General features: G+C 58.8%; 12 protein-coding genes. 1 reads left to right on the top strand and 11 read right to left on the bottom strand.

The window, feature by feature from the left end:
• Window positions 1-41 precede the first annotated feature (41 nt).
• A complete protein-coding gene (locus RX330_RS23735; RefSeq protein WP_317240018.1) occupies window positions 42-1,514 on the top strand; it encodes a glycosyltransferase family 4 protein in 1,473 nt (490 codons plus the stop codon).
• A 64-nt stretch (window positions 1,515-1,578) separates the two neighbouring features.
• Here the strand turns inward: RX330_RS23735 and RX330_RS23740 are convergent, their stop codons facing one another.
• The 11 genes from RX330_RS23740 to RX330_RS23790 all read right to left on the bottom strand — a co-directional run bounded on the left by RX330_RS23740 (window position 1,579) and on the right by RX330_RS23790 (window position 13,543).
• Window positions 1,579-2,334, bottom strand: coding sequence for a class I SAM-dependent methyltransferase (locus tag RX330_RS23740; protein ID WP_317240019.1), 756 nt, complete (start codon window positions 2,332-2,334; stop codon window positions 1,579-1,581).
• On the bottom strand, window positions 2,331-3,821 hold the full coding sequence (locus RX330_RS23745) for a class I SAM-dependent methyltransferase (RefSeq protein ID WP_317240020.1): 1,491 nt from the start codon (window positions 3,819-3,821) through the stop codon (window positions 2,331-2,333). The genes RX330_RS23740 and RX330_RS23745 overlap by 4 nt, the downstream gene beginning before the upstream one ends.
• Window positions 3,818-5,014, bottom strand: coding sequence for a DegT/DnrJ/EryC1/StrS family aminotransferase (locus RX330_RS23750; protein ID WP_375848971.1), 1,197 nt, complete (start codon window positions 5,012-5,014; stop codon window positions 3,818-3,820). Before RX330_RS23750 ends, RX330_RS23745 begins: the two co-directional genes overlap by 4 nt.
• Window positions 4,954-5,955: an NAD-dependent epimerase/dehydratase family protein gene (locus tag RX330_RS23755; RefSeq protein WP_317240022.1), complete on the bottom strand. Its 1,002-nt coding sequence runs from the start codon at window positions 5,953-5,955 to the stop codon at window positions 4,954-4,956. The genes RX330_RS23750 and RX330_RS23755 overlap by 61 nt, the downstream gene beginning before the upstream one ends.
• Window positions 5,952-7,130 carry a DegT/DnrJ/EryC1/StrS family aminotransferase gene (locus RX330_RS23760; RefSeq protein WP_317240023.1) on the bottom strand — a complete coding sequence of 393 codons (1,179 nt, stop codon included), beginning with the start codon at window positions 7,128-7,130 and terminating at the stop codon, window positions 5,952-5,954. The genes RX330_RS23755 and RX330_RS23760 overlap by 4 nt, the downstream gene beginning before the upstream one ends.
• Before the next feature lie 98 nt (window positions 7,131-7,228).
• Window positions 7,229-7,741, bottom strand: coding sequence for an acyltransferase (locus RX330_RS23765; RefSeq protein ID WP_317240024.1), 513 nt, complete (start codon window positions 7,739-7,741; stop codon window positions 7,229-7,231).
• A 33-nt stretch (window positions 7,742-7,774) separates the two neighbouring features.
• Window positions 7,775-9,250, bottom strand: a complete 1,476-nt coding sequence (locus RX330_RS23770) for an oligosaccharide flippase family protein (RefSeq protein ID WP_317240025.1) — start codon at window positions 9,248-9,250, stop codon at window positions 7,775-7,777.
• A 55-nt stretch (window positions 9,251-9,305) separates the two neighbouring features.
• Complete coding sequence (locus tag RX330_RS23775; RefSeq protein ID WP_317240026.1) at window positions 9,306-10,370, bottom strand: Gfo/Idh/MocA family protein; 1,065 nt, start codon at window positions 10,368-10,370, stop codon at window positions 9,306-9,308.
• A 37-nt stretch (window positions 10,371-10,407) separates the two neighbouring features.
• On the bottom strand, window positions 10,408-11,670 hold the full coding sequence (wecC, locus tag RX330_RS23780) for a UDP-N-acetyl-D-mannosamine dehydrogenase (RefSeq protein WP_317240027.1): 1,263 nt from the start codon (window positions 11,668-11,670) through the stop codon (window positions 10,408-10,410).
• Window positions 11,663-12,787 (bottom strand): non-hydrolyzing UDP-N-acetylglucosamine 2-epimerase, encoded by a 1,125-nt coding sequence (wecB, locus tag RX330_RS23785; protein ID WP_317240028.1) that lies wholly within the window; start codon window positions 12,785-12,787, stop codon window positions 11,663-11,665. Before wecB ends, wecC begins: the two co-directional genes overlap by 8 nt.
• Window positions 12,788-12,790: 3 nt before the next feature.
• Entirely contained in the window at window positions 12,791-13,543 is a 753-nt protein-coding gene (locus RX330_RS23790; protein ID WP_317240029.1) for a WecB/TagA/CpsF family glycosyltransferase, read from the bottom strand.
• Window positions 13,544-13,623: the final 80 nt, after the last annotated feature.

The raw sequence follows: 13,623 nt of genomic DNA on the forward strand, positions 1-13,623 counted from the left end.
GCGGCATATCCCAATCAGGACATCGGACGGCATTTGAACCCATGAAGACGGGTCTCAGTCAGAACGGCCTCTCTTTGCGCGAACGCGCAACACTTTGGGCCCAACGGAACTCCTGGCGACTGCCGCGAGGCGTAAGAGGTGTCGCAAAAAAGCTCCTGATCAGCAGCCAGCTGGCTTCCAGAAGCGACTGGATTATCGACGACTGGTCGAGGCCCCTCGTGCCATACGTTACAAGCGTCGCGCCGACCGCACCGGCCGCCCCCGCCTCGATTCCGACCGCCAGCGTGTCGAGATCAGGCGACTTACTTCTTGTACCGCCGGGACGCGTGCACTGCCTGATCGTCACTCCGGTGCTTGACGCTGGCGGGCTTGATGAATTTGTCGCCTTTCTTGCAAGGCGCCTTCCCCACTTTGGACTTCGCGTAACGGTAATGTGTGCACATTCATCGCCGGCGCCCGTCGGACATTTGTTCACAACTCTGCAGAGGGAGGGAACAGCAGTCGTCGCCGCCTCACCAAAAGACGCTTGCCTATGGCTCGAGACGAACCGCCCTCACGTCGTCAGCGCGCACGACCCGCCGGGTTGGCTGTTGCGGGCGGCCAGTGACTTCCGCATTCCGGTCTTGGAGACGCTCCACGGCATTCCAACGCCCATAAGCACGAATTGGAGCGAAGAGCGCCAGAGATCACAACTCGTCACCCGTTTCGTCGCGGTAAGCGAGTTCGTCAGGCGTCAGTACCTTTCAGGTAATCCATCCTATCCTGAGTCCGCGGTCATCACCATCCCGAACGCGTTCAACCAGACTCACCGCCCGGCAGTAGACCGGTCGAAAGCCCGGGCCTGGCTAGGCCTCAATGACGAATTTCTCTTTCTCTCGCTGGGCCGTCATACGGTTCAGAAGAATGCCTACGGCCTGGTCCAGGCCTTTGCCGAGGTCGCCGAGAATGATCGCAAGGCACATCTGCTGATCGCCGGCCGTCTGGACGATGCAGTTTACACACGTCAAGTGCGCATTCTTCGCGACACGATTCCCTGCAAGGACCGCATTCACCTTCGGCAGTCGTTTCCTGATCCGTCCGTCCTGCTGGCCGCCGCCGATTGCTTCGTTCTGAACTCCTTCTTCGAGGGATGGTCGCTGGCTTCCATGGAAGCCTTAAGCGCGGGGTTGCCTGCGATTGTGAGTGACGTAGGCGGCGCGCGTGAACAGGTCGGTATGGACGGTAGCCGAGGCTTCGTTGTGGCGAACCCGGTCGGCGATTCCGAAAAGGCCAATTGGCATACCTCATGTCTTATGCGATTTCAGCCACAGAAGAATAAGGATGAACTCGTCAGCGCCATGACGTCAGTGCTCGCACGCCGAGATCATTGGTCTGGCGTGCGTGAACAACTGTCCGCAGATTCACGGAGTCGCTTCGATCCCGTCGTATGTTCCAGACGGCATGCGGAGGTCCTTCTTTCGATGATTTCACAATCTGCGACCGAGAGCCAGTTCGCCGAGTGTAGTGGCCCGTAGACGCTGGAGGGGTATTGCGCATTTTCGGGGCAGCAAGGCGGTCCGCCTCTTGCCAATCGCAGCACTAGCTGATTAGCCGGCTCTTCTTCCAGTTGATCTTCCGCTGTGCAACCGGCCCATCAGTCAGCTCACCCGCCATAATGTATTGCTTTGCCAAGTGATGGGTCAGGAATCCGAGGGTCAGTCCGTCCAGCAACTTGGACTTTGGACCTTCAAGGCCCGTGACCAGACCATCCTTGACCACCAGATTTGACTCATTGAGAAGCTGGAGGGCTGTGTCTTCGACAAAGAACTTCAAATGAGTGCGATCAAGAATTCCCGAATCCGTGTAGGCAAATCGACGTTGGAAAAGAAGCGGCAGGGTCACGCTAAGGTGCGCGATATTCGGAACGGAAACAATCACGCGACCACCATCCATGAGAAGCCTCCTCGTGATCGCCTGGAGCGTACGGGTTGGATCCGGGACATGCTCAAGCACATCGAGCAACAAGATCAGGTCAAACTTGCTGCCGACTCGTGATATCAAGTCGTCGATGTCTCCGATAATCGCGACATCGGCATGCTCTCGCAGGTCAACCTCGAGTGCCTGATTGAGCTCGACCCCGAATGTCGTGGCGTCAGGGTAGAGCGATTTGAGCCAGATCAGAGTGAAGCCTGCGCCAGGTCCAACTTCGAGTATCCGCGAGGCGCGGCTGGGCAGCAACGACCGTATCTCGCGGCGAGAGCGGCTATAGTAATCTTTCGCATCCGAGACCGGCAAGGCACGCCCCTGCCCCTGCATATCTCGGATTTCGATCCTTGTGGCGGCCTCCATGCTCATGAAGTGGCTCTCCTTCCGGAAACCTCCATTTGCTCCATCCCGTGCCCGCCACAAAAGAATGGCTTCCACGCTTCATGTCTTTTGGCGGTGACAATCAGATCGGGCGCAAGTATGGGCGACAGGAGTTGCAACATCGGACGAGTTCTTTTTGGAGCGCGTCTTTCAATCTTTTCGATCGCCAGACCAGCCTGCTCGCACCACCTTTGAATTTTTCCGATGGTCGTGTCGTGAATCCCTACAGCCTCGAAGGTCCCCCAGTGCCGAAAGACGTTGCTGGATTTCGCGCATTCCCAGACGTAACGAAGAGAGGGTCGATTCGGCGTGCATATGATCACTTTGCCGTCCGGAGCCAAGAGATCGGCAAATTGCCTGAGCAGATGAGCCGGATCACGGACGAACTGCAGGACATCGACAAAAAGCAAGCGGTCGAAACGCTCCGTTGCGATCTTCGCTCGCGCCGTCACAACGTCGCCCAACACCACCTCAGCCCCAAGCTGGGCCAAGCCGCTGCCCACCACGGGGTCGAGGGGTATAGCCACCACGCGGTTTCCTCGCTCCAGCAGTCGACGCTCATTCGCAGCCGAGCAGGATCCAATCGATAATACCGCGGCGCTTTCGGGGACAGCGGACAACACTTCGACCCTGGCCGGCTCGTAATAGTCCTTCGAATACATGCTATGCCAGAGCCGGGTCTCGGCACTGAATAGCGGAACAGCATTGCTGCCCTCGCGCGCAATCCGCATCAGGACAGATAATTGAGCGTCCAATTGGTGGCGATCAACGCCGAGCTGGTTGACATACTTGTTCGGCAAATGGTGGGCCGAGAAATCATCGATGTGGGAAATCGGTATCAGCTTCTTGAAACCACACTGGGTGTATGGATCAGTTGCGGCGGTACACGGAAGGTCGTATTTGCCTTCATGAGGTCCAACCAGAAATCCACCGGACGCAATCGCTCTCGCAAGCTGCTGCTGGGTGAGCACATAGCTGGCAGCGTGCTCGTTGGTAAATTGCGCGAGGTGGTATTTGCCCCTGATCCTGACCGACGTGCAATCCCAGTGAAAGGAGCCATGGGCTTGCGGATAGTTCAGTTCGCCGTCTGAGGCTTTCTCGACGAGCATCAATCCGGGAACCTCGTCCTCATTCAGCACCGAAGTCACGTCCAGGAATGCCCTGATGTTACTTTCAGTTATCAAGATGTCGTCTTCGGAATAGATGAACAGATCGTATCGATCAACGCGCGCTGCAAACAGCTCCTTGTGCGCGAAGGGGAGCGACCATGGATTCTTGTTGGGAAGGCCGACGATGCATTCGACGTCTGCAGCGGGCCTCTTGTCGATGTTGGATATGATGACAATGTCCACATCGAACGACATGGACCGGTACTCCTGGATCACGCGATCCAGGTAGGCATTGTTGGCGGTCCCATAGCTCGCGATCACGACAAAAAGTCGCAATGGCTTCCGATCGGCGATCCCCGAAGTCATCGTTCTAGCTCTGCTCGCACCGCAGCACTTACCTTCGACGTATCCTCCGCGCTCATCTGTGCGTAGATTGGCAGCAAGATCGACCGATCCTGGGCGCGCTCGGATTGGCGCAGATCCTGTCTTTGCGCGAGCCCCGAATACGGCGCCTCACGGTGGGCGCACATGATGCCGCGGCGGGTCGCAATGCCGTTATCGAGGAGGCGTTGCATGACGATCCGTTGGTCGAGGCGGTCTGGAAGACGAACGCAATAGCTCTGCCAGTTGGATCTGGCCCACGCCGGTTCGGTTGGCAACCGCAGTCCTTCCAGATTGCCAAGCTGTTCGATATATCTGGCGGCGACGGCCCGCCGACGTGCTACCAGCTCTGGAAGCCGCTCGAGCTGTCTGCGCCCAATTGCGGCCTGCATATCCGTCATTCGGAAATTGTAGCCCAAGGCGACGTAATCCTCGAAGATCACGCTCGACGAACTGTGTCGCACCGTGTCAGGAACGCTCATACCGTGCTGGCGCAGCAGCTTGAACTTGCGATCAAGCTCGGCAACCGCGGTGGTGAGCATCCCCCCCTCACCTGTGGTGATCACCTTTCGCGGATGAAAGGAGAAGCACGCAATGTCTCCATGCGGTTTGCCGATCGGCTCCCATTCGCCATTCATCCGGATCCGCGATCCGGCGGCACAGGCGGCATCCTCGATCACGGCGATGCCGTGGCGGCGCGCCATGGGCAAGAGCGCCGCCATATCGCATGGCATGCCCATCTGATGAACTGCAATGATCGCGCGCGTCCGCTCGGTGATGGCTTCGGCCAGCCGAGTACAATCCAGATTGTATGTCTCGGGGTCGATATCAACAAAAACCGGAGTGGCGCCTTGATGTCGGATGACGTTCGCGGTCGCAATGAAGGAGTGGCTGACCGTGATCACCTCGTCGCCGGCGCCGATGTCCAACGCCGCCAAGGCGAGCTGCAGGGCTGTGGTGCAATTGGACACGGCACAGGCGTGCGGCGCGCCGAGAAGTGCAGCGAACTCGCGCTCGAACGCTGCGACCTGCGGGCCTTGCGATACCCAGCCCGACAGCACGACTGCGCGCGCAGCGTCAGCCTCTTCGTGGGCAAGCAGTGGCGTGGCGATCGGAATCACGAAACCGCCGCCTGACGTTGATGGTCCGAGGCGAGCTCGCGCTCGGATCGCCACCATTTTACGAGATCGGAGAGCCCCTGCTCCAACGAAACCGTGGTGCGGAAGCCTAGCAAACGCTCTGCCTTGCCCGTCGATGCCAGTCGTCGTGGCACCGGATTGACCGAGCGCTCCGGCGCGAATTCGGGTTTCAGGCCGCGGCGTCCCATCACGGACGCAAGCACCGTAGCCAGCTCTATCAGGCTTGTTTCAGTGCCGCTCCCCACGTTGAAGACCTCATCAGTAATCTTCGCCCTGGCTGCCAGGATGTTGGCGCGCGCGATGTCGCGGACGTGAACGAAATCCATGCTCTGATGGCCATCACCAAAGATAACGGGAGGCAATCCAGCTTCCAGACGCTCCATCCAGCGGATCAAGACCTCGGTGTACCGTCCGTGGATGTCCATCCGGCTGCCATAAACATTGAAATACCGGAATGCCACGTAATCGATTCCATATGAATCGTTGAAAGCCCGCAGGAGCCCCTCGTTGAACGCCTTGGCGGCCCCATAGAGAGTTCGGTTGTTGTACGGGTTCTGCCGCTCTGTCGTCGGAAACTCCTCGGCCATGCCATATACGGAAGCCGAAGATGCCGCGATGATCTTCTCAATATCGTGCTTGATGCAAAGCTCCAGGAGGTCGTAGGTGGCGTCCACCATGACCTCCTTGGCGACGCGTGGTTCGGCCGCACAATGAGTGATGCGGAGCGCGGCCTGATGAAAGACGATGTCCGCGGACTTGACCAATGCTTCCATCATCTTGCGGTCGCGAATATCACCGTGAACCAATCTCACCGGCCCACGCCCGAGCGCGCGACGGAGATTTTCCGGCCGGCCTCTGATCATATTGTCCAGGGCGACAATTTCGATGCACCCCTCGTCGCAGAGCAGGTCGGTGATGTGGGAGCCAATGAATCCTGCCCCGCCGGTGACCAGAACCCGTTTACCCTTGAGATCAATCAAGACGCTCTCCTGTTGTGCGACCATGTCATGATACTAAGTTGACGCTCGGCCTGGTTGCTGACGGCTACGCTGGGCTGCCATGCCGCCGCGCTCCTCAGCGTGGCGACAACTTCGTTCGCCCCATCCGGCGGCATCTCCGGATAGATCGGAAGGGAGAGGAAGTCTTTCGCGAGCATCTCAGTGACGGGGAGATCACCGGCGCGATAGCCGAGTTCTGCATAGGCTCTTTGCAGATGCACCGGAACCGGATAGTGAATCCCAGCGCCAACATTGGCGTCGCGCAACAGCTTCAGGGCGTCATCGCGCCCGTCCAATCTGACCGCGTAGACATGATACACGTGACGGGAGTGCTGCGGCGGCTGCGGCCGTCCGAACGGGAGATCGGACAGCAATGCATTGTATCGTTCAGCCAACGACCGACGCGCCTCCGTCCAGCGCTCAATGTAGTCAAGCTTGACGTTCAGTACCGCGCTCTGAATTTCGTCCATGCGATAATTGTATCCGGGGATAGCATGTTCGTATTTCGCCTCCTGCCCCCAATCTCGCAGCAGTGACACGCGACGGGCAAATTCAGGCCGGTCGGTGACGACCGCCCCACCCTCGCCCAACGCTCCGAGATTCTTGCCGGGGTAAAAGCTGAAGCATCCCAAATCGCCGATCGAGCCTGCACGACGTCCACGGTACTCCGCGCCGTGCGCCTGCGCGGCGTCTTCGATGACGACCAACCCGTGACGACGCGCGATGGTCATTATCGGATCCATGTCCGCCATCAGCCCGTGGAGATGGACTGGCAGGATCGCCTTGGTTCGCGGTGTTATGGCGGCTTCGATCAAGCTGGGATCCATCGTCCATGTGACCGGATCGACGTCGACAAATACCGGCTTGGCCCCACTGTAGAGAATGGCCGCGGTGGTTGCGACGAACGTCATGGAGACCGTGATGACTTCGTCGCCGGCACCGACGCCGGCTGCCAGAAGGGCAACGTGAAGCGCCGAAGTGCCGCTGTTCACCGCGCGGCAATGGGCGGTCCTGCAATAATCTGCAAAGCGTCCCTCGAAGGCCGTGACCTCGGGTCCGAGCACAAAGTGCCCGCTACTGACGACCCTCGCGACTGCCGCGTCGATTTCCGGCTTGATCTGGCTATATTGCGCTTTGAGGTCCAGGAAGGGTATCAAGATTCAACACCGCGGGTTGGACTAAGATTATTATCCATTTAAATATCATTCTCATATTTAATCAAGCATTAAATCGCGAATGCATATTAATGCTAATGCTATTTCTGAAGCTCCTTTGCTGAGCTCCGAGCGTTCCGGACCATGTTCTCAGGTGCGGGCAGAATCCGAGCGGGCACGCCGGCGACAGTGGCCCCCGGCGGAATGTCCTTTGTCACCACCGCACCCGCGCCTACGCATGCACCCGCACCGATCGTGACGCCGCACAGAATCGTAGCGTTCGAGCCGATCGAAGCCCCTCTACCGACATGAGTGCGTTGCAGCGCCCAGTCCGAGGCTTGCTGAGGGCGACCACCCGCGGTTGTCGCCTTTGGATATTTGTCGTTCGTGAACATCACGCCGTGACCGACGAACACTTCGTCCTCGATCGTGACGCCCTCGCAGATGAAGCTATGCGACGATATCTTGCATCGTTCACCAATCTTTGCCCCCGCTTGGATCTCGACGAAAGTTCCAATTCTGCTCTCATCACCAACGGCGCAACCATACAGGTTGACCAGATCCGGATGCAGGATGCGGACATCGCGGCCAAGCTGGGTGTCCTTTATCGGCATGTCAGTTCCCCGTCTCTACAGTCAAGTAAACCTTCATAGCGCCGAACGTGAATGGAGCAGCCTGGGCGCCATCCTGGCAAGACCCGTTGCCGTTTGACGTAGGTGCTGCAGCAGAGGATGCCCTGTTACTATAAGACCCAACCACCAGCACAACGCGGCGAACACAAATGCCGACCCGAGGCCTACAATGACATTGACAGCCCCTGCTTCGATCAAAACGGCCCATGTGGCTGCGCCCGATGCGGTCGCCACGGCAACGACACCACTCTTCAGAAGGGCACGGCCAAACTCGCCCGGCCGCAGTGCCAGGTGCCGACTGAGATAGTATATCGCCACTGCCGCCTGAAATGGCAGCGTCAGCAATGCGCAAGCCGCGACTGCCTCGACGCCAAAAAAGGACGCACCCAGGAGAGCAAGTAACGACGGTGGCAGCGAGATGAAGGACGAGGTCAGCGCGTCCTGCACGCGTCCGACCGCCAGGAATACGGGATACGTCAGACATGCCGCAAACAGCGCGAGATTTGCAACGCAGAGAATGCGCACCAGCGGAACAACATCAAGCCAGGCTTCACCAAGCCAGATCGCGACAAGTGGCCTCGCCATAATCGCGACGAACGCGAGAAATGGCCACTGCACGGCGGAAAGCAGTTGGACCGCGTCCAGATATACGCCCTTCAGATCTGCCCCGGCTGCACGCCTCTCGACGATTGCCGGCATGATGATCGGGTTCAGCACCTGCGTGACGAGCCTGTCGAATACCTGGGTTAGGTTTATGGCTCGGCTATAGAGACCAACGGCCGTGAAATCTAGAATCTTTGCAAGAAAGAGCTGGGGTGCGAGGTTGTAGAAGATGTTGATGGCGCCGACGCCGCTCGAATAGAGACCGAATTTGAGGACGTCTCGGTATTCGAACAGTGAAGGACGCAGCACGCTGAAATCCCGATACGAGATCAGCAGCATGGTCGTGAGGATCACGCTCCCTGCCACACTACCCCAGACCGGGGCCATGTAGCTGAAATTCAGTACCGCAAGACCAATCGAAACCAGCGCGATCGTCATGTTGCTTGCAAGATTGCAGAGGGCGAGTGTCCCGAACAACATGTCGCGGCGAAACAAGGCGGCCACCGTTCCCGAGACGGGTAGAAGGAGCAGGTTCAGCGCAGAAACTTCGATACCTCGCCTTACGCTGTCTTGGCCAAAGAGTTGCGATACGATATCGGCCGCGGCTAGCAGGCTCAGCGCGACTGCCAGTGAGATCGCGCAACTGATAGTGAACGCCGTACGAATAGTCACGCGCGACAGCTCATGCTTCTGAAGCAGGTAATTCGCTCCTCCAAACTCCTGGAAAGCTGCCGCGATCACGGCGGTGAGCGCGTTGACCACCGCAAAAATCCCAAACTCGCCCGGCGTCAACAGTCGCGAAAGTACCGCGGTCGAGAAGAAGAACAGCACAAGACCCGCATAGCGGTCGACCGCAGAGAACAAGACAGAACGCTGCACTGAATTCATCGCGGCTCCGTCACGGCATCTCGGCTGGCGAATGGCCACGCGATCAAACGGCCAACTACGCCGTAGCCCGGGCCAGCTCCGGCAGGCGGCGCGGCGACGGCCTGATCTCGACTGGTCTGCCCTGTTCGGTGATCGATCGCGAGGCCGCCTCGAGCACCTCGATCACGCGAAGCCCAGACCTGCCGCTCGAGACCGGCTGTCGCCCGGAGCGCACGCAATCAACGAAATGCTCGACCTCTGTTTGCAACGCTTCTTTAGGCGAGATATGCGGTGCCCACATGTCGCCCGCGCGATACCCGATCCGAAATTGATGCGCGCTCTCGGGGGGCCTGTCGAGTGTAATTCCCTTGTCGTAGACCTTCACCTTTTCGGTCGGCTCGAGATCGTCATAGACGATCATCTTCTTGCTGCCGCCAATGAACGTCTGTCGCACCTTGACAGGCGAGAGCCAGTTGACGCTGACGTGGGCCACGCATGAGTTGCCAAAGAACAGCGTGATGTGGGCCATGTTTTCCGGCGAACCGACAACATGGCACGACCCCGTCGCCGAAACCGCGATCGGCTCCTCATCGAGGATATGATCGATGATGGAGATATCGTGCACGGCCAAGTCCCAGATCACATTTACGTCTTTTTGAAACAGCCCGAGACTGGAGCGTATGCTGTCGTAATAATAGATGTCTCCGAGCTCCTTCTTCAGCAATAGCTCCCGAATCTTCTGAACCGCCGGCGTGTAGAGAAAGGTGTGATCGACCATCAGCGTCAATCCGCGCCGGTCCGCCTCGTCAATCAAGCGTGACACCAGCTCCGAGCTCGGCGCCAGGGGCTTCTCGACTAACACGTGCTTGCCAGCTCTCAACGCAGCCATTGCCAGCTCGTAATGTGTGTGCACCGGCGTCGCGATGGCGATTGCGTCGATCGAGGCGTCCGTTAGCAGATCCTCATATCGCGTGGTGGTCGCTACCCCCGGGTACAGCTGCCCAATGGCCGCCAGCCTGCCTGGATCGAGGTCGCTGACGCTGACGACACCGGCGGCGGAATTGCTCGAAAAATTGCGGACGAGATTGGGACCCCAATAGCCGTATCCCACGACCCCGATTCCAAGCTGACTATCTCGCATACTGACCTCGATCGATTCGGAATAGCGATACGGTACGTTAGGTTCGCGCAGGCATATCCTGCCATATGCCTCGCGTATCGATGACGTCGAGGTGTCGCCGCTCTGCCAATGGCACCATTTTGAATTCATCATGATCGACGAGCAGAATCGCAATCTCGCAACTGCGCATGGCTTCGTCGATGTTCACGAATGCGACGCGATAGTCGGCCAGTTGAGGAGGCAAATGGCGCAAATTCGGTTCAACAACCTTGATCCGCTCGCCGTATTTCGCCGCGAGATGCGTGGCTATCTCCATCGCCGGGCTTTCACGCAAGTCGTCGACATTGGCCTTGAACGTCAATCCACAACAAGCAACGTTCGCGTAGGGATGATCGTCGATCAGCGCCTCTGCGCGCTCGATGACCTTGTGGGTCTTGGCGTTGTTTACGTCGCGGCTGGTTCGCATCACGCGCGCCAGGTCGGGGGCCGAGTCGATGATGAACCAGGGATCGACCGCAATGCAGTGCCCGCCTACGCCCGGTCCCGGTCGCAACACGTTCACGCGAGGGTGGCGGTTGGCGATGTCGATTACTTCCCAGACGTTGATGTCGAACCGGTCACAAATCATCGAAAGCTCGTTGGCGAAAGCGATGTTGGTGTCGCGGAAGGCGTTCTCCGTCAGCTTGACCAACTCGGCCGCTCGTGCGGTAGTACCGACGCAAGCTCCGCGAACGAACATCTTGTAGAAGCGTTGAGCACGCCGCGTGCAGGTTGGCGTAATCCCGCCGATGCACCTGTCATTGTTGATAAGCTCGGTCAAGATCCGACCCGGCAACACGCGTTCGGGACAGTATGCGACGTAGACCGCTCCGTCCTCCTTGCCGTTGACGCCTATGTGCAACTCCGGCCGGCGTCCAACGATTCGACTTGCGATGGCTTCGGTCGTCCCAATCGGCGAGGTCGATTCAAGAATGACAAGATTGCCGGGCACAAGAAGATCGATGATACTGTCGACGGCGGCATTCACGCTTGACAAGTCTGGATGGTTATCGTGATCGATCGGGGTCGGCACCGCGATGATGAACACGTCCGCCGGCCGCGGCTTTCTCGACGTCGTGAGCGCACCGCTCGACACGACTTTGGAAACAAGACCATCCAGATCTGGCTCGGCGATATGGATTTTTCCGGACGCGACGGTGTCGACTATGCGTTCGTTGGTATCGATCCCGACGACCTGCAGCCCTCGGCTCGCAATTAGCGCCGCGGTCGGCAGCCCGATATAACCAAGTCCAATGACATCGATCTTTTGGAATTCAGGCATCGAGAAGAACCTTCACGATCCGCTCACTCGCGTGCCCGTCACCAAACGGGTTGTGCGAGCGCGCCATGGCAGCATAAGTCTCGTCGTCGTCGAGGAGGCGAAAAGTCTCCGCAACGATCCTGTCATAGTTTGCACCGACCAGGCGCGCTGTGCCCGCCTCTACTCCCTCGGGACGCTCGGTGGTCTCGCGCATCACCAGGACGGGCTTCCCGAAAGTTGGGGCCTCCTCCTGTACTCCGCCTGAATCTGTCAGGACCAGGTAGGACAACGATAGCAAGCTCACGAAGTCCGTGTACTCCTGAGGGGAGATGAGGGCGACTCGCGGGTGGTCCGACAATCGCGACGCAAACAGATCACGAACATTCGGATTTGGATGAACGGGAAGCACCACGGCAACGTCCTCACGCCGCAGGATCGTCTCCAGTGCGTTCACGATATTGGTAACCCCGCCGCCGAAGTTTTCCCTGCGATGGCAAGTCACCAGGATGATGCGCCGATTGCCGTAACGCTGCTTGATGCCGTCCCATCGGCACGAGAGTCCTGGGTCGGATTCGACCATCGCTTTCGCGAGAATGAGAGCATCCACTACCGTGTTTCCGGTAACGTGAATGCGGTCATTCGAGACGTTTTCGGAACGCAGCGCTTGCGCAGCGCGCTCTGTGGGGGCGAAATGCTGATCGGCGATCGAGCCGACGATCTTGCGGTTCACCTCCTCGGGCCACGGGGCGTAGATGTCGCCGCTACGCAGTCCAGCCTCGATGTGCGAGACCGGTATACGATGATAATAGGATGCCAGCGCACCCGCCATGGCGGTTGCCGTGTCGCCTTGGACAATGACCCTGGTGGGCTTCAGCTTTTCGAGGAGTTCGCCGACTTGTCCGAGCAGCCGGGCGGTCAGGTGATCCAGAGTCTGATTGGTCGTCATCACGTTCAGATCAAAATCCGGGACCACTTTGGCCAGCTTAAGGACTTGATCAAGCAAGTGCCGATGCTGCGCCGTCGCACAGACTGTTACGGAGAGGTCCTTGCTCTGCTCGGCCTTGAGCCGGTTGATGACCGGAAAGAGCTTGATTGCTTCCGGCCGGGTTCCCAGAAGGATAAAAAAATGCTTCCGCACGCCTCAACCTCCGATCCGGCTCGTACCAGGCGGAAGAGGGCCAGGCGGAGCAAGCGGATGCCGAAGCGCCTGCCTGATGAGAGCTTGCGCCAGGACGCCCGCAAACAGCGTATTGGTCGTGGCGTAACGCCACCACATCCGCCCAGGCTCCTGATAGATGCGGTAGAGCCATTCGAGGCCGAGCTTCTGAATCTGGACCGGCGCGCGCCGAACCGTGCCTGCCAGAATGTCGAATGAACCACCCACGCCCATGATGAAAGGCACGCCGAGATCATCGCGGTGGGCGGCGAGAAAGCGCTCTTTTCGAGGCGTCGGCATGCCGATGAAGAGACAATCGGCCGCGCTGGATCGGATGTCGCGTACGACGTCACCCTCCTGCTCGCGCTTGAAGTAGCCATCGCGCCAGCCTGCGAAGACAAGTGAAGGATGTTTCTCGCGCGCAACCTGCATCGCCTGGTTCAATACGACGGGAGTAGCGCCAAGGAAGTAGGGCTTGAAGCCGTCCTGCGCACATACCGCGAGCAACTCGGAAAGGAGATCCACACCAGCAACCCGTGACGTCGCCGGAAGGCCCAGCGCTCGAGCGCCCCAGACGATCCCCATGCCGTCGAGGCCGACAACGTCGCTGTTGGCGACATCGGCCGCCAGTATGGGATCGGATCTCATATTGATGAACTTGGCGACGTTCAGCGCCACATGTTGCAGCCGCCGGCGGCTGCGCATAGCGCCGCGCGCGAGATCGACGGTCTCGGCCATCGTCAGCAGGTCGACGGGACATCCCAGAAATGAGGCGCGCATTGGAACCTACTCCAAAAAATCCGAGTCCGGTTTAAATT

Source organism: Bradyrhizobium sp. NDS-1, from assembly GCF_032918005.1.
Classification (GTDB): domain Bacteria; phylum Pseudomonadota; class Alphaproteobacteria; order Rhizobiales; family Xanthobacteraceae; genus Bradyrhizobium; species Bradyrhizobium tunisiense.